The 15,984-nt window shown below is 62.4% G+C and carries 15 protein-coding genes; 5 read left to right on the top strand and 10 right to left on the bottom strand.

The genetic code is table 11. From position 1 onward, the window contains the following. Positions 1 to 31: 31 nt before the first annotated feature. The 7 genes from PSV40_RS14575 to PSV40_RS14545 all read right to left on the bottom strand — a co-directional run bounded on the left by PSV40_RS14575 (position 32) and on the right by PSV40_RS14545 (position 8,593). The gene (locus PSV40_RS14575; RefSeq protein WP_300538974.1) at positions 32 to 1,189 is read right to left on the bottom strand and encodes an ABC transporter substrate-binding protein; all 1,158 of its coding nucleotides are present in this window, start codon (positions 1,187 to 1,189) and stop codon (positions 32 to 34) included. A 200-nt stretch (positions 1,190 to 1,389) separates the two neighbouring features. Continuing rightward, entirely contained in the window at positions 1,390 to 2,616 is a 1,227-nt protein-coding gene (locus PSV40_RS14570) for an ABC transporter substrate-binding protein (RefSeq protein ID WP_300538973.1), read from the bottom strand. 216 nt (positions 2,617 to 2,832) lie between these two features. After that, the gene (locus PSV40_RS14565) at positions 2,833 to 4,689 is read right to left on the bottom strand and encodes a long-chain fatty acid--CoA ligase (RefSeq protein WP_300538970.1); all 1,857 of its coding nucleotides are present in this window, start codon (positions 4,687 to 4,689) and stop codon (positions 2,833 to 2,835) included. Between the two features lie 139 nt (positions 4,690 to 4,828). Continuing rightward, the gene (locus PSV40_RS14560; protein ID WP_293593829.1) at positions 4,829 to 5,626 is read right to left on the bottom strand and encodes an ABC transporter ATP-binding protein; all 798 of its coding nucleotides are present in this window, start codon (positions 5,624 to 5,626) and stop codon (positions 4,829 to 4,831) included. Continuing rightward, positions 5,623 to 6,474 carry an ABC transporter ATP-binding protein gene (locus PSV40_RS14555; RefSeq protein WP_300538967.1) on the bottom strand — a complete coding sequence of 284 codons (852 nt, stop codon included), beginning with the start codon at positions 6,472 to 6,474 and terminating at the stop codon, positions 5,623 to 5,625. The genes PSV40_RS14560 and PSV40_RS14555 overlap by 4 nt, the downstream gene beginning before the upstream one ends. Continuing rightward, positions 6,471 to 7,547 (bottom strand): branched-chain amino acid ABC transporter permease, encoded by a 1,077-nt coding sequence (locus tag PSV40_RS14550; protein WP_300538965.1) that lies wholly within the window; start codon positions 7,545 to 7,547, stop codon positions 6,471 to 6,473. The genes PSV40_RS14555 and PSV40_RS14550 overlap by 4 nt, the downstream gene beginning before the upstream one ends. A 149-nt stretch (positions 7,548 to 7,696) precedes the next feature. Continuing rightward, positions 7,697 to 8,593: a branched-chain amino acid ABC transporter permease gene (locus tag PSV40_RS14545; protein WP_300538962.1), complete on the bottom strand. Its 897-nt coding sequence runs from the start codon at positions 8,591 to 8,593 to the stop codon at positions 7,697 to 7,699. Positions 8,594 to 8,716: 123 nt separating this feature from the next. Between PSV40_RS14545 and PSV40_RS14540 the strand changes: the two genes are divergently transcribed. Genes PSV40_RS14540 through PSV40_RS14530 form a run of 3 tightly spaced genes read left to right on the top strand, consistent with a single transcriptional unit; the run spans position 8,717 to position 11,300 of the window. Beyond that, on the top strand, positions 8,717 to 10,111 hold the full coding sequence (locus PSV40_RS14540) for an acyclic terpene utilization AtuA family protein (RefSeq protein WP_300538960.1): 1,395 nt from the start codon (positions 8,717 to 8,719) through the stop codon (positions 10,109 to 10,111). Next, the gene (locus PSV40_RS14535) at positions 10,108 to 10,503 is read left to right on the top strand and encodes a hypothetical protein (protein WP_300538957.1); all 396 of its coding nucleotides are present in this window, start codon (positions 10,108 to 10,110) and stop codon (positions 10,501 to 10,503) included. Before PSV40_RS14540 ends, PSV40_RS14535 begins: the two co-directional genes overlap by 4 nt. Beyond that, a complete protein-coding gene (locus PSV40_RS14530; RefSeq protein ID WP_300538954.1) occupies positions 10,500 to 11,300 on the top strand; it encodes a crotonase/enoyl-CoA hydratase family protein in 801 nt (266 codons plus the stop codon). Before PSV40_RS14535 ends, PSV40_RS14530 begins: the two co-directional genes overlap by 4 nt. Before the next feature lie 62 nt (positions 11,301 to 11,362). On the opposite strand, the gene PSV40_RS14525 is transcribed toward PSV40_RS14530, so the two are convergent. Further along, positions 11,363 to 11,803, bottom strand: a complete 441-nt coding sequence (locus PSV40_RS14525) for an acyl-CoA thioesterase (RefSeq protein ID WP_300538951.1) — start codon at positions 11,801 to 11,803, stop codon at positions 11,363 to 11,365. Between the two features lie 47 nt (positions 11,804 to 11,850). Here PSV40_RS14525 and PSV40_RS14520 point away from each other — a divergent pair, with 47 nt between their 5' ends. Continuing rightward, positions 11,851 to 13,755: an ABC transporter ATP-binding protein/permease gene (locus tag PSV40_RS14520; protein ID WP_300538948.1), complete on the top strand. Its 1,905-nt coding sequence runs from the start codon at positions 11,851 to 11,853 to the stop codon at positions 13,753 to 13,755. Positions 13,756 to 13,872: 117 nt separating this feature from the next. On the opposite strand, the gene PSV40_RS14515 is transcribed toward PSV40_RS14520, so the two are convergent. Both PSV40_RS14515 and PSV40_RS14510 read right to left on the bottom strand, forming a co-directional pair. Then, positions 13,873 to 14,562: a helix-turn-helix domain-containing protein gene (locus tag PSV40_RS14515; RefSeq protein ID WP_300538945.1), complete on the bottom strand. Its 690-nt coding sequence runs from the start codon at positions 14,560 to 14,562 to the stop codon at positions 13,873 to 13,875. 9 nt (positions 14,563 to 14,571) lie between these two features. Further along, a complete protein-coding gene (locus tag PSV40_RS14510) occupies positions 14,572 to 14,913 on the bottom strand; it encodes a hypothetical protein (RefSeq protein ID WP_300538943.1) in 342 nt (113 codons plus the stop codon). Between PSV40_RS14510 and PSV40_RS14505 the strand changes: the two genes are divergently transcribed. Next, positions 14,912 to 15,907: a carbon-nitrogen hydrolase family protein gene (locus PSV40_RS14505; protein WP_300538940.1), complete on the top strand. Its 996-nt coding sequence runs from the start codon at positions 14,912 to 14,914 to the stop codon at positions 15,905 to 15,907. The two genes, PSV40_RS14510 and PSV40_RS14505, sit on opposite strands and share 2 nt — an antisense overlap. Positions 15,908 to 15,984: the final 77 nt, after the last annotated feature.

The raw sequence follows: 15,984 nt of genomic DNA, 5'->3' as shown, positions 1-15,984 counted from the left end.
AGGCGGCTTTTTGATGAATGAGGCCGTCCGCTTACTTGATGTACTCGGAAACCACTTTCCATTTGCCGTCGGTGATCTGCGACAGGCGCGAGGCATCGCTGCCCAGGCGCTTGGTGGGTGAGAAGGTGGCTGGTGCGCTGCCGAACATGTCGGGCGGGATGCTCATGGTGTCCATCACCTTGATGAAGCTTTCCGTCGCCAGGTTGGGGCCGGCCTTCTGCGCGACCTTGGCAAAGGTGTCGATGATGTTGTAGCCGTAGACCGAGAAGACGGTGGGGTCCTCGTTGAACTTGGTCTTGTACTTGTTGGCCCAGAAGCGGATGGGCTGTGAAGCCTCGTCAAGGTAGGGGTTCTGCACCGTCATAGTGGCATAGAGGCCGTTCATGGCCGGGCCGCCCAGCTTGTGGATCAGGTCGGTGTAAGCCGCGCTGGAACCCAGGAAGATCGGATTGAAGCCGGTCTTGCGTGATTCACCAATGGCGCCAATGGTTTCGCGGATGATGGTGCCAAGCACGACCATCTCGCAGCCGGCGGCTTTCATCTTCGCAACCTGCGAGGAGAAATCGGTCGCACCACGCTTGTAAGACGTTTTTTCGGCGAATTCCATGCCGATGGCCTTGAGGCCCGCTTCACCGCCGCGCATCACTTCCAGGCCAAACTCGTCATCCTGGTACATGGTGCAGACCTTCTTGACGCCTTTTTCCCTGGCCAGTTTGGGCGCAGCGTTGCGTATCTGGTCGAAGTAGGTGGCGGCAAAAGAGTATTTGAGCTTGTGGAAGGGCTCATACATCTCGCGCGCCGCGGTGATGGGGAAGAAGTTGATGACGTTTTTGTCGAACTGGACCGGCATGGCCGCCAGGTTCTGCGCCGTGCCGATGTGGCCGACCATCATGAAAATCTTGTCCTGGTTGACCAGCTTCTGGGCAGCCAGCACGGCTTTTTTCGGATCGTAGGCCGAGTCTTCGACGATGATTTTCAGCTTGCGGCCATTGATGCCACCCTGCTCATTGATCTCGTCAACCCGCAACAGCATGCCCAGCCGGGCCTGCTTGCCGAAACCCGCGATGGGGCCGGACAGGTCCTGGATCGAACCCAGGGTGATTTCGGTCTTGCTCACGCCCTGCTGGGCTGTGGCGTAGCCGGTACTGAGCGCCAGGGCGGCCAGTGCCAGGGTGGTTTTGAATTTCATGGATGTCTCCTGTAAAACGAGGGTGCTTGCAGCTTGGCATTCTTAACCTTCGCCCGCGCCTGTCAAGCTGGCGTATTCACTTAGGGGGCACCCCTGCCATTGCAGTTCGTGCGCAAAAAGGAAAAAAAGCCGCCCGAAGGCGGCCTTGTCACATGCGCGACCCTGTCAGGGTAGTTCCTGATCCGGGCCCCGGCGCAGGTTTAGTCCTTGAACTGATCCGAACCAATCTTCCAGGTGCCGTTCTTCTGCAGCACGGGGCGCAGGCCGTTGAATGCCACGTATTCGGACACCACCTTCCAGCGGCCCTCCTGCAGCTGGGAAAGCCGCGAGAAGTTGTTGCCCAGGCGTTTGGTCGGGCTGAAGCTGGCCTCCGCCGTGCCGAACATGTCGCGCGGGATCACCATGGTGTCCATGGCCTTGATGAAGCTGTCGGTGCTGAGGTCGGTGCCGGCTTTCTGGGCGCCACGAATGAAGGCATCGACGGCGGCGTAGCCATAGACCGAGAACACCGTCGGATCATCGTTGAACTTGGTCTTGTACTTGTTGGCCCAGAAGCGCACGGGTTGTTCGGCCGCGTCCAGGTAGGGGTGTTGCGAGGTCATGGTCGTGAACAGCCCGTCCATGGCCTTGCCGCCCAGCTTGTGGATCAGGTCGGTGTAGGCGGCGCTGGAGCCCAGAAAGAGGGGGTTGAAGCCGGTCTTTCGGGACTCGCCAATCGCGCCTATGGTTTCGCGAATGATGGTGCCAAGCACCACCATCTGGCAGCCGGAGGCCTTCATCTTCGCCACCTGCGAAGAGAAATCGGTCGCGCCGCGTTTGTAGGAAGTTTTTTCGGCGAATGCCATGTCTATGGTTTTGAGTCCGGCTTCGGCGCCGCGCAGCACTTCCTGGCCGAAATCGTCGTCCTGGTAAATGATGCAGACACTCTTGATGCTGCGGTCCTTCACCAGTTTGGGTGTGGCAATACGTATCTGGTCATAGTAAGTGGCGGCAAACGCGTATTTGAGGCGGTGGAAAGGCTCGTACATCTCGCGCGCTGCGGTGATCGGAAAGAAGTTGATGACGTTCTTCTCGAACTGGACCGGCATGGCCGCCAGGTTCTGCGCCGTGCCGATGTGGCCGACCATCATGAAAATCTTGTCCTGGTTGACCAGCTTCTGCGCGGCCAGGATGGCCTTCTTGGGGTCATAGCCAGAGTCTTCGATCAACAGCTTGACCTTGCGTCCATTGACGCCGCCCTGCTCGTTGAGTTCTTCCACGCGCAACGTCATTCCCATGCGGATCTGCTTGCCGAAGCCGGCCAGCGGGCCGGACAGGTCCTGGATGGAGCCGAGGGTGATCTCGGTTTTGGTGACGCCCTGCTGGGCTGCGGCGTGGCCGGCACTGAGCGCCAGTAGGGCGAGGGCTGCTGTGGTTCTGAAATTCATCGAAGTCTCCGGTTTATAGGTGGTCTATCGCTGGCGTGTCTCAGGCGCGGGCACGCCTGGCATCCTGACGCCAGCAGTCAAATCAGGATGTCGTTGCAAGCGCAGTAACTGTTTTCGGGAAAAAAGGGCATGAGCAGGCCATCAGCGCCGGGCTTGCATGCCTGGCGACAGGAGAAAAGGGAAGGGGGTAGCCTCAGCGTGAGGCCGGTGGGTGGGCTAGCGGTACATCGCTTCGATGGTGTCGGCGTACTTTTTCTCGACCAGTTTGCGCTTGAGTTTCATGGTCGGTGTCAGTTCTTCGTCTTCCGCACTCAGCTGCGTTTCAAGCAGGAAAAACTTCTTGATCTGCTCGACACGGGCGAACTTCTTGTTGACCCGGTCCAGCTCGGCCTGGATCAGCTCCTGGACTTCCGCCGAACGCGTCAGGCTCTGGTAGTTGCTGAAAGGAACGTCGTGATCCTGCGCATACTTTTCGACGTTCTCCTGGTCAATCATGATGATGGCGGTGAGGTAGGGGCGTTTATCGCCGATCACCACCGCATCGGTGATGTAGGGCGAAAACTTCAGCTCGTTTTCCAGTTCGCTGGGCGTCACGTTTTTTCCGCCGGCCGTGATGATGATGTCCTTCATGCGGTCGGTGATGCGGTAAAAACCTTCCTCGTCCACCAGGCCGACGTCGCCGGTGTGCAGCCAGCCATCGGCATCGATCGTCTCTGCGGTCTTCTCCGGCAGGTTCAGGTAACCCATGAAGACATTGGTGCCGCGCACCAGGATTTCACCGGTGGCCGGATCAAGCTTCATTTCGTTGTAACCCGCAGCCGGCCCGATGGAGCCCGGCTTGATGCGGCTGGCCGGTACACCGGTCGACGCACCGCAGGTTTCCGTCATGCCCCAGACCTCCAGCATGGGCACACCGAGCGCCATGTACCACTTGACCAGCTCCGGCGAAATCGGTGCGGCGCCGGTCACGCAAAACCGCGCGCGGTGGATACCGATCAGTTTGCGCGCGTTGTCCAGCGCAATCCAGCGGGCGATGGTGAACTTCAGCTTGAGCCAGCTGCTGACCGGCTGGCCGGCCATGACCCGCTCGGCGATCTCGCTACCCACGCCGATGCCCCAGGCGTAAGCGGCCTGCTGCAGGCGGCTGGCTTCCTTGAGCGCGATCATCACACCCGAATAGAACTTCTCCCAGACGCGGGGCACGGCGGTAAACACCGTGGGCGCTATTTCGCGCACGTTTTCAGGAATGGTTTCGGGGTTCTCGACAAAGTTGAGTTTGGCGCCCGTGTACATGGCAAAGTACTCGCCGCCCATACGCTCGGCAATGTGGCACAGCGGCAGGAAACACATGCGCTCGTCGTTCTCGTCCTGCGCCACGAGAGTGTTGTAGCCACGCGCGGTGAACACCAGGCCCCGGTGGCTGTGCATGGCCCCCTTCGGTTTGCCGGTGGTGCCTGAGGTGTAGACCAGGATGGCCAGGTCTTCGGGCTTGCAGGCCTTGACACGCGCCTCGACCGCATCGGCATGCTGCGCAAGGTAGCTGCGGCCCAGTTCGCGCAGGCCGGCAAGACTGATGACATCCGCCTCGTCGAGGTCGCGCAGGCCTTCCATGTCGAACACCACGATCTTGCGCAGCCCGGGAAGCTGTGTGCGCACTTCCAGGGCCTTGTCGAGCTGCTCGTCGTCCTCGACAAACAGGATGCGGGTAGCAGAGTCTTCGCACAGGTAGTGCACCTGTGAAGCCGCATCGGTCGGGTAGATGCCATTGGCGACACCGCCGCAGCTCAGCACGGCGAGGTCGGCCAGCACCCATTCGATCACCGTGTTTGAGAGGATGGAGGCGCATTCACCGGGCGCAAAACCCAGGCTGATCAGGCCGCCGGCAATCTCGCGCACGGCTTCGCCGGTCTGGTTCCAGGACCAGCTGCGCCAGATCCCCAGCTTTTTCTGGCGCATCCAGACTTTGTCCTGGCGCTGCGCCACACCGTTCCAGAACAGTTCGGGAATGGTTTCGCCTTCAAGCACCACACGGGTTTCGGGCTGGATGTGGGAAAGGTCCCAAAGATTGCTCATACGTTTCTCCACACGGCTGTCATCCCGGACCTGATCCGGGATCCATGCCGCGCGTGCAAATGTGGTTCGAGGAACATGGATTGCGGATCCCGTCCGCAATGACACAAGCAGGTGAATTTGGCTCTGGGATACATGCTCTTCATCGCCACGTCTTTTTCTTCTTCCAGCGCCGCTCGCTGCGCACACCGTCTTCCTTCATGCCCAGGTAGAACTCCTTGATGTCTTCCTTTTCCCGCAGGCGGGCACAGGTGTCTTCCATCACGATGCGGCCGTTTTCCAGCACGTAGCCGTAGTCGGAGGCGTTCAGGGCCATGTTGGCGTTTTGTTCGACCAGCAAAATGGTGGTGCCGCGTTCGCGGTTAATGCGCACCACGATCTCGAAGATCTCCTTGGTCAGCTTGGGGCTGAGGCCCAGGCTCGGTTCGTCGAGCAGGATCAGGTCGGGCGAGGCCATCAGGGCGCGCGAGATCGACAACATCTGCTGCTGGCCGCCCGACAGCAGGCCGGCGTCCTGCAGCGCGCGTTCGCGCAGGATGGGAAAGTAGCCGAAGACGACCTCGATGTCCCGCGCAACGCCATCGCGGTCCTTGCGGGTATAGGCGCCCATCAGCAGGTTGTCGCGCACGCTGAGCAGCGGGAACACCTCGCGGCCTTCGGGCACATGGCTCAGGCCCTGCTGCACGATGTAGGCCGGGTCCTGCGCCGTGATGTTGCCGCCCTTGAATTCGATCGAACCCTTGCGCGGGTCGATGATGCCGGAGATGGTTTTCAAAATGGTGGTCTTGCCGGCGCCGTTGGAGCCCAGCACGGTGGCAATTTCGCCGCGGCGCACCTGCAGGCTGACCCCGCGTATGGCCTTGATGGGCCCGTAGGAGCTTTCGACGTTGAGCAGCTTGAGCACGGGCTGGTCGCTCACCGGTGGAGGTACGGCGCTCATGCGTCCACCTCGCTTCGCAGGATGGGGGACTTGTGTTCGCGCCGCAGCGAGGACACGTCGTCGATGGAGCCGAGGTAGGCTTCGATCACGCCGGGGTCGTTCTGCACCTCGCGCGGCGTGCCCATGGCGAGCACTTCGCCCTGGTTCATGGCCAGCACGCGGTCGGACACCTTGGAGACCAGCGTCATGTCATGCTCGACCATCAGCACCGTGATGCCCAGCTCATTTTTGATGTCCTGGATCCAGAAGGCCATGTCGTCGGTTTCCTCCACATTGAGCCCCGAGGAAGGCTCGTCAAGCAGCAGCAGCTTGGGTTCGGTGCACAGCGCACGCGCCAGCTCCACCACCTTGCGCACGCCGTAGGGCAGGCCGGCCACATAGGAATCGCGGTGGTGTTGCAGGTCCAGCAGGTCGATGATCTGCTCGGCCTTTTCGCGCGCCTGGATTTCGGCTTCGCGCGTCTTTTTGGTGAAGAAGATCTCGCTCCATAAACCGGTCTGCCGGTGCGTATGCCGGCCGATCAGCAGGTTGTGCAGCACGGTGGCATGTTCGAACAGCTCGATGTTCTGGAAGGTGCGCGCGATACCGAGTGCGGCGATCTTGTGCGGCGGCTGGTCGGTCAGTTTTGCGCCCAGGTAGTCGATCTCACCGGAGGTGGGCGTGTAGATGCGGCTGATCAGGTTGAACACCGTGGTCTTGCCGGCACCGTTGGGGCCGATCAGGGTGAACACCTCGCCCTGCTTGACATCAAAGCTGACGTTGTTGACAGCCAGCACGCCGCCAAAGCGCACGCTGAGATTTTTTGCAGACAGCAGGGGCTGCATGGCGGATGGTTGTATGGCGCTCATTTCAGGCGATCCGACTTTTGAAAAGATTTCTGGCGCTTGAACATGCCCTTGCGATAGAAGGGAAAGGTCTGCAGGTAGGTGCGTATCTTCAGCCAGCGCCCATACAGACCCAGGGGCTCAAAAAGGACAAAACCAATCAGCACCAGGCCGTACACCAGGCCCTGCAGGCCAGGGGCCTGCCCGATGAAGGCCGGCAGGTAGTCTTTGACCAGCGCGATGGCCTGCGGCATCGAGATCAGGAAGATGGCGCCAAGAAAAGCCCCATGCACCGACCCCAGGCCGCCGACCACAATCATCAGCAGCAGGTCAATCGACTGCAGGATGTTGAACTGCTCGGGCGAGATGAACTGCAGCTTGTGGGCGTAGAGCGCTCCGGCAATGCCGGCGAGCGCGGCGGACAGCGCGAACGACAGCGTCTTGTAGCGCGCCAGGTGAATACCCATGCTTTGGGCCGAAATTTCCGAGTCGCGAATCGCCACGAAGGCGCGCCCGGTGGGCGACCGCAGCAGGTTGAGAATGGCCAGCGTGGCGCCGATGGCAATCACCAGGCAAAGAAAATAAAACTCCTCCCCGCTGTTCAACTTCCAGCCGAACAGGTCGGGCGCCTTGATGTGGATGCCCGAGTTGCCGCCGGTGACAGACTCCCACCGAGCAAACACTTCTTCGACGATAAAGCCGAAGGACAGGGTGGCAATGCCGAGGTAGATACCCTTGACGCGCAGGGCCGGCAGCCCGACAACCAGGCCCACGGCGGCCGACAGGCCGGCCGCGCAGGCCAGCGCTATCGGAAAAGGCACGCCGGCATTGGTCATCACCGCCTGGGTGTAGGCGCCCACCCCGAGAAAGGCCGCATGCCCCAGCGAGAACAGGCCGGTGAATCCAGCCAGCAGCATCAGCCCCAGGCCGGCGATGGAATAGATCAGGATGAAGGTCAGCTGTGCCAGCCAGTACTCGGCGAAGAGCCAGGGCGCGGCGACCAGCAACAGCACCAGCGCGCTGTACCAGAAGATGTGGCCGCCGTGCTTGGCAAGGTTGATGTCCTGCCCGTAGTCAGTTTTAAATATGAAGCGCATGTGTTCTGTTTTTTATGAGTGCACTGAAAACGGGAGCGGGATACTCTTTTTCCAGCAGGGGCCGCGGGTCCGGCTTTGCCGGCCCGCAGGCGCAGCGGCCCCCTCGGGGGGCAGCGCATTACACGAAGTGAAAAGCGTGGGGGCCATACCTATACCTTCTTCCGCAGTTTTTCGCCGAACAGCCCGTTGGGTTTGACCATGAGCATGATCAGCACCACGATGTAGGCAGCCACATCCTTGATGCCGTCCGGCGCATAAAAGCCGGCCAGCGATTCGACGATGCCGATGATCAGGCCGCCCACGATGGCGCCGGGCAGGCTGCCGAAGCCGCCGACCACCGCCGCCGGAAAAGCCTTCAAGCCGATGAAACCCATGTTGGCGTGCACAAAGGTAATGGGCGCGAGCAGCAGTCCGGCGATGGCGGCCACAGCGGCAGCCAGGCCCCAGACCAGGCCGTTGAGCCGCTTGACCGGAATGCCCATGTAGTAGGCGGCCAGCTGGTTTTGCGACGAGGCCTGCATGGCAATGCCCAGCTTGCTGTACTTGAAGAGTGCAAACAGCAGCAGGCACAACACGGCGGTGCTGCCGATGACGGCCATCTGCTCGACATTGAGAATCAGGGCGCCCTGTGCATTGGCGTCGCCGCCGATCTGCCAGATCATGTCCTTGTAGGGCACGGGCAGGGTGTGGGTTTCCGTGCCTATGCCGGGAATCATGGTGATCAGCCCGCGCGCCACGTAGCCGACACCAATGGTCAGCATCACGATGGAAAAAGCCGGCTGGCCCAGGATGGGCCTTATCACCAGCCGCTCGAGCAGCACACCGAACAGCGCCATGCCGGCGATGGCGCTGAGGATGGCCAGCCAGAACGGAAAACCCAGCATGGTCATGCAGGCCAGCCCGCCGAAGGCGCCCAGCATCATGAGCTCGCCCTGGGCGAAGCTCACCGTCTCGGTGGCCTTGTAAATCAGGACGAAGCCCAGGGCGATCAGCCCGTAAATGCAGCCTTGTGCGATGCCGCTGATGATCAATTGCAATAACTGCACTTTTACTCCACAATAAATTTTTACAAAGCAGGCGCTTGGTAAAAATAAGCCATAGCCGGAAGGCGGGACAAGCCGCTTTTTTTCTGACTCGAATCTGACGGGACTGATCATGAGCTGCATTCAATGAAAAAATCAATCCGGATTGGTGCCGGGTTGGGTTTCTACGGAGACGCATGGGAACCGGTGCTTGCAAGCATCGAACGCGGCGGGGTCCAATACATCGCCAGCGACCATCTCGCCGAGCTCACGCTGGCCATCCTGCAGAAGGATCTGCAACGCGACATTTCCCTTGGCTACGCTAGGGACGTGGTGCCCATGCTTTTGCGTTTGTGGCCGGCGATGGCGCAGCGGAAAGTACGCTTCATCTGCAACGCCGGCGGACTCAATCCAGCCGGCGCGGCAGCCGCTGTTCGCGACGCTTTTGCGGCAAAAGGATGGGCCGCGCGCGTCGCCGTTGTGACAGGCGATGAGGTCATGGAGCAGCTGTCCGGCCTGGCACCGGCACACATGTTCAGCGGCGCCCCGTTCGATACCGTGCGTGAACGCATGGTGTTTGCCAATGCCTATCTCGGCGCGCGTCCCATCGTCTCCGCACTGCAGCAGGGCGCCGACATCGTGATCACCGGCCGCGTCGCCGATGCCGCCCTGTTCCTTGCGCCCCTGGTGCACGAGTTCAACTGGAATCTCGGCGACGTGGGAGACGCGGCGACGCCGGCCGACCTGAACCGGCTGGCGCAAGGCCTCGCGGTCGGGCACCTGCTCGAATGTTCGGGCCAGGGCAGCGGCGGCAACTTCGGCAGCCTGCAGGCCTGGAAGGCCATTCCCGACCTGGCCCACATCGGCTACCCGATCGCCGAGGTCAGCGAAGACGGCGAGGCGGTGATCATGAAAGCGCCGGACACGGGCGGGCGCATCAACTTCGACACCGTGCGCCAGCAACTGCTGTACGAAGTGCACAACCCGCACCAGTATTTTTCGCCGGATGTGGTGCTGGACCTGTCAACGGTCCGGCTCGAGGACCTGGGCCAGGACCGGGTGCGCATGACCGGCGCCACCGGCCTGCCACGCACCGGCCAGCTGAAGGTGGTGGGCGGCTACCGCGACGGCTTCAAGGCCGAGGTGACCTGGGGTTTCAGCTGGCCCGACGCCCATGACAAGGCGCTGGCGGCCGTCGAGATGGTCAAGACCCAGCTGGCCGACAAGGGCGTGCCGCACGAGGCCCTGTTTGTCGAATTCCCGGGCCTCAATTCAGCACATGGTGCGCTGGCGCCTATGCCCGATGCGTCCGCGCTGGCAGACCTCAACGAGGTCTGGGTTCGTCTGGTGCTGCGCACGCGCGACAAAAAAGCCGCCGACGGTTTCGGCCGGCTGTTCCCGTGGATGGGACTCAGCGGGCCGGCCTACACCTGCGGCTTTCACGGCCTGCACAACACCAGCGAGTTGCTGGGCATCTGGCCGGCCCTGATCGATCGCAGCCTGGTCGAGCCCAACACCCGCGTGGAGCTGCTGCAGACATGAAGACGAAGACGCTCACTCAAAAAATCCAGCTCGTCCGGCTGGCCCATGCACGCAGCGGCGACAAGGCCGACTGGGTGGACTTCGGCCTGTTTGCCTGGAACGTGGCGGGTTACGCCGTGCTGGCGCGCGAAGTCACGGCGCAACGCGTGCAGGCCCACTTTGCGTCCTGGCTGCCGGGTGAAGTCGAGTGCTGGTACCTGCCGAACATCCTGGCGATCAAGCTGGTGCTGCACGACGCCTTGCAGGGCGGTGGCGCGCGCAACCTGCGCCTGGACAACCTGGGCAAGTCCATGGCGGCGGCGCTGCTGCGCATGGACATCAACGTGACCGACGACGAACTCGCCGCCTGCCTGGCGGCGCCGCGTGTCGGCTGGTGGGGAGATGACCAATGACCGTGCATATTGAAAAAGACGGCGAGGTGAGCATCGTCACCCTGGACCGACCGGACGTGCGCAACGCGGTGGACAGCGAGACTGCCCGCGCCTTGCATGAAGCTTTTTTGGCATTCGATGCAGACAGCGGCGCGAAAGTCGCGGTGTTCCATGGCGCCCACGGCCATTTTTGCGCCGGCTGGGACTTGCAGTTTGGCGCGCAAATGCTGCGCGAATCACCGGGTGCTGAATCGGACGTGTTTGCCGGGCTGGACTTTCAGCCGGAAGACAAACACCCGGCGGGCCCCATGGGGCCGTCGCGCCTGCTGCTGTCCAAGCCGGTGATTGCCGCAGTCAGCGGCGCAGCCGTGGCCGGCGGCATGGAGCTGGCGCTGTGGTGCGACATGCGGGTGATGGAGGAAGACGCCTATTTCGGCGTGTATTGCCGCCGTTTCGGCGTGCCGCTGATCGACGGCGGCACGGTGCGCCTGCCGCGTCTGGTCGGCATGGGCCATGCGATGGACCTGATCCTGACCGGGCGCAAGGTCGAGGCAATGGAGTCCCTGCAGATGGGTTTGTGCAACCGGGTCGTCCCCACCGGCACGGCACGTGAGGCGGCGCTGGTGCTGGCGCACCAGCTGGCGGCGTTTCCCCAGAAGACCCTGCTGGCCGACCGCCAGAGTGCCTACACCCAGTGGGACCTGCCCTTGCCGCAGGCGCTCAAGCAGGAATGGGACCGCGGCAGGGGCTGCATCGGCGAAGGCTTGCAGGGTGCCGCCCGTTTTGCCGACGGCCAGGGGCGGCACGGCAAGATTTAATGATCAAATATGCCTCAAGCCCTTGTCGGGCGTGCGCAAGCAGCTATCGAAAATATAGCAGATTACTGCGGTCGCGGTAACGACGACGGCGGCACCGGCCGCGGCTGGCCGGCGTCGTCGATGGCCACATAGGTCACGCTGGCCTCGGTCACCTTGATGTAGCTCCCCTGCGAGCCAAAACGTTCGGCATACACCTCGACCTTGACCGTCATCGAGGTGCGGCCGATGCGCGTGAGTTCGGAGTAGAAGGACAGGATGTCGCCAACGCGCACCGGCTGCTTGAAGATGAACTCGTTGACCGCGACGGTGGCCATGCGGCCGCCGGCGTAACGCGCGGGGATCACCGAGCCGGCCAGGTCGACCTGGGCCATGACCCAGCCGCCAAAAATGTCGCCGTTGGCGTTGCAGTCCGCCGGCATCGGAATCACCTTGAGCACCAGTTCCTTGTCGAGAGGCAGCTTGACGTTCAGGGCGTGGGGGGGAAGGCCGGTTTCGGTAGACATAGGCACAATCGGTATTGAAAAATTAAACAACAGGACAATTGTCTCCGATGCGCTCCTATGCCCCCGCCGCCGAAACGCCGCCCACCCCGGGCGCGCCTCCCAAACCTGCGTTGAACCGCTCCGACTGGGCGACCCTGCAGCGCCTGTTTCCCTACCTCTGGGACTACAAATGGCGCGTGATGGCCGCGCTGGCCTTCATGGTGGGCGCCAAACTCGCCAACGTCGGCGTGCCGCTGCTGCTTAAAAACCTGGTCGACGCGATGAGCTTCAAGCCGGGCGATGTGCAGGCCGTGCTCATCGTCCCGGCCGCCTTGCTGGTCGGCTACGGGCTGCTCAGGCTGTCAACCTCGCTGTTCACCGAGCTGCGCGAGCTGGTGTTTGCCAAGGCCACCGAGGGCGCCGCGCGGCGCATTTCGCTGGAAGTGTTCCGCCACCTGCATGCGCTGAGCCTGCGTTTTCACCTGGAACGCCAGACCGGCGGCATGACGCGCGACATCGAACGCGGCACCCGCGGCGTGCATTCGCTGATCTCGTATTCGCTGTACAGCATCATCCCGACGCTGATCGAAGTCACGCTGGTGCTGACCCTGCTGGCGGTCAAGTTCGACGTCTGGTTTGCCGGCATCACCATCATTGCGCTGGTGTTCTACATCACCTTCACCGTGACGGTGACCGAATGGCGCACCAAGTTCCGCAAGGAGATGAACGAACTCGACTCCTCGGCGCACAGCCGCGCGATCGACTCGCTGCTCAACTACGAAACCGTCAAGTACTTCAACAACGAGGAGTTCGAGGCGCAGCGCTACGACGAAAACCTCAAGCGTTACCGCGCCGCTGCCGTCAAGAGCCAGACCACGCTGAGCCTGCTCAACACCGGCCAGCAGCTGATCATCGCGACCGGCCTGGTGGCCATGCTCTGGCGCGCGACCCAGGGCGTGGTGGACGGCCGCATGACGCTGGGCGACCTGGTCATGGTCAACGCCTTCATGATCCAGCTCTACATTCCGCTGGGCTTCCTCGGCGTGCTGTACCGCGAGATCAAGCAAAGCCTGACCGACCTGTCCAAGATGTTCAACCTGATGGAGCGCGAGCGCGAGATCGCCGACCAGCTCGGCGCGCCGCCTTTGGTCTTTCCCCCTCTCCTGCTGGGAGAGGGCAGGGGTGAGGGCTCCCCGGCGCTGGACTCCGCTGTCCGGTTTGAAAACGTCAGTTTTGCCTACGAGCCCTCCCGGCCCATCCTGCACAACATCAGCTTCGTGATACCGCCGGGCAAGACGGTGGCCGTGGTCGGTTCGTCGGGCGCCGGCAAGTCCACCCTGGCGCGCCTGCTGTTTCGCTTTTACGACGTGGGCATTCCGGGCAGCCCTGCGGTGGCTGGAGGCTGCATCACCATCGCCGGCCAGGACATCCGCGAGGTGACGCAGTCCAGCCTGCGCCAGGCGATCGGCATCGTGCCGCAGGACACCGTGCTGTTCAACGACACGGTGGAATACAACATCGCCTACGGCCAGCCCGGTGCCAGCCGCGCCCAGGTGGAAGTAGCCGCGCGCGCGGCCCGCATCCACGACTTCATTGCCTCCACTCCCGCCGGTTACGCCACCATGGTTGGCGAGCGCGGCCTGAAACTCTCGGGCGGCGAGAAGCAGCGTGTGGCGATTGCCCGCACCTTGCTGAAAAACCCGCCCATCATGATTTTCGATGAGGCCACCTCGGCGCTGGACTCGGCCAACGAACGCGCCATCCAGGCCGAGCTGCGCAGCATCGCCGAAAACAAGACCACGCTGGTGGTGGCACACCGGCTGTCCACCGTGGTTGATGCCCATGAAATCCTGGTGATGGAGGCCGGGCAGATCATCGAGCGCGGCAACCACAATGATCTGCTGGTCCGCGGCGGCCGCTACGCGCAGATGTGGGCATTGCAGCAGCAGAGCAACGAGCGGTTAGAGAAGTAGTGGGCATGCCGTATCCCCGCTTCTGATGGAAGCTCGGGACGAACTCGCCCTTGTTTGCGGTGGATCTGTCGCGTGCTCCCCGGAAAGCATCCCGCCGTCTTGAACGATCCGGGATGATCATTTGCCACCGGCGGTGATGCGGGTCGGTGCGAACACACTTTGACCGAGCCAGCGCCACAGCTTGAGGGTGTCGCACTCGGCGCCGATCACGCGGATGCGTCCGGTGGAGAGTTCCGTTCCCGGGTCGCTGTCTCCGGTCCATACCTCCGTCAGCGCGCGCACGGTGGACTCCACGGTCAGTGTCAGTTCATGGCCGGGGTCATCGCGGCAAAGATCCGCTTCGCCGTGTTCGACCACCAGCCACCAGCGCCGCTCGCGGTCGCGCGCGTCGCGAAAATGGAAACGAATCACCACGCGGCGTCCGGAGGGAAACTGATCAACCCGCGCAAAGCGGCGTATGTCCCACATCAGGAAACCCGCATCAAGCTGGTCATTCCTCAGCCGGCTGCCAATCCAGCTTGCGCCCCAGTGGCCGATTTGCAGAATGATGGGTCGCAACTCCTCGCCTGCCTGTGTGAGCCGGTATTCCCGGACGGCGCCGGCCTGTGTCCTCTGCACGACACCAGCTTCCTCCAGCTTGCGCAGTCGCTGCGCCAGCAGCGTGGTGGACATGCGCGGAACGCCCCGGTGGATGTCGTTGAAGCGCGTGCTGCCGCAGAGTAGCTCGCGCACGACCAGCGGCGTCCAGCGCTCCCCGAATATCTCGGCACCGCGCGCGACCGTGCAGAACTGGCCGTAATCGATCATCGGGACAGTCTACGCCTGCGTCGGTGGGCCGTCCAGATTCTGGACTGGACGGCGACGCATCAGGCGATACGCTGGTGGAGGGGCATTCTTTCGGGCGCCGATGACCCGGCTGGTTTTTTTGTCCGGGGCTATGCACGAGCCGCAGCAATGGTTCGATTCAGGCGCGGTTTTTGCGGAGAGGTCATGGAAACGACGGATTTTGGCGAGCCCGATGGCGTGCATCACCGCAGCAGGTTTTTTTCTGTCAATTGATGGAGGTGAACCATGGGTAAAGCAAAGGGTGACGAAGCAAGAGATTTTTTCGGAGCGGTCCGGTTGCCGGTTCGTTGTGATCAGGAGGGAGGCCGGCATGAACACATTTAAATTGGCTGTCGTGCAGGCTGCACCGGTGGTGCTTGATCGAGCGGCGGCGCTGGAAAAAGCCGCCGCCTACATCGCCAGGGCAGCGCGGGAGGGCGCGAAACTGGTGGTGTTCCCGGAGGCATATGTGCCGACCTATCCATTCTGGGTGTGGTTCCTGGCGCCGCGCGAACATGCGCGTCTGGCTGAGCTGCACGCAAGACTGGTTGAACAGTCTGTCAGCTTGCCCGGGCCCGAACTGGCGCCCGTGCAGGAGGCCGCGCGTGCAGCCGGGGTCTTCGTGGCATTGGGGGTGAATGAACGCAATGCCGAAGCCAGCGGCACCAGCCTGTTCAACACCGTCGTGCTGATGGGGCCGGATGGTGAAATTGTCGCGAAGCACCGCAAGCTGGTGCCGACCGGCCCGGAGCGCCTGGTCTGGGCCCAGGGCGACGGGAGCACGCTTTCGCCAGTCAGTACGCCTCTGGGCCGGTTCGGCATGCTCATCTGCTGGGAGAACTACATGCCCCTGGCGCGCTATGCACTGTATGCGCAGGGCATGGACGTGCTGCTGTCTCCGACCTATGACGAAGGTGAGACAGCTTTGTGCTCTGTGCGGCACATCGCGAAAGAGGGCCGTGTCTACGTGGCTTCCGCGTCGTTGGTGTTGCATGTGGACCATGTCCCGAAAGCCCACGGACTGGCGGGGCTGGTTGCCGGGCGGGACTGGATCAAGAACGGTGATTCGGCGGTCGCCGCGCCTTCAGGGGAACTCATTGCCGGGCCATTGCCGCGCGAGGAGGGCATTTTGTACGCTGACATTGATCCGGTCGCCATCACGGGCTCGCGCTGGAACCTGGATGTGGCTGGCCACTATGCCCGGCCGGATGTCTTCCACTTTGGACTGCGGCGCCGTATGTTGACGCCGATGTCTATCGAGGAGGAAGCCGAACAGGAGACCGTGGTGCGTCGTCCGAGTCAGAATGCAGTCCAGATTCTGGACTAGCCCCGACGGGCTGGCATGGGTAGTCTGGGTACAGGTGCTGCAGGGGTTGGCAACACCATAACCCAACAGGAGATTTC

It is taken from the genome of Polaromonas sp. (genome assembly GCF_029945925.1).
Taxonomy (GTDB): domain Bacteria; phylum Pseudomonadota; class Gammaproteobacteria; order Burkholderiales; family Burkholderiaceae_C; genus Polaromonas.
This window is presented reverse-complemented; position numbering and strand designations above follow the sequence as displayed.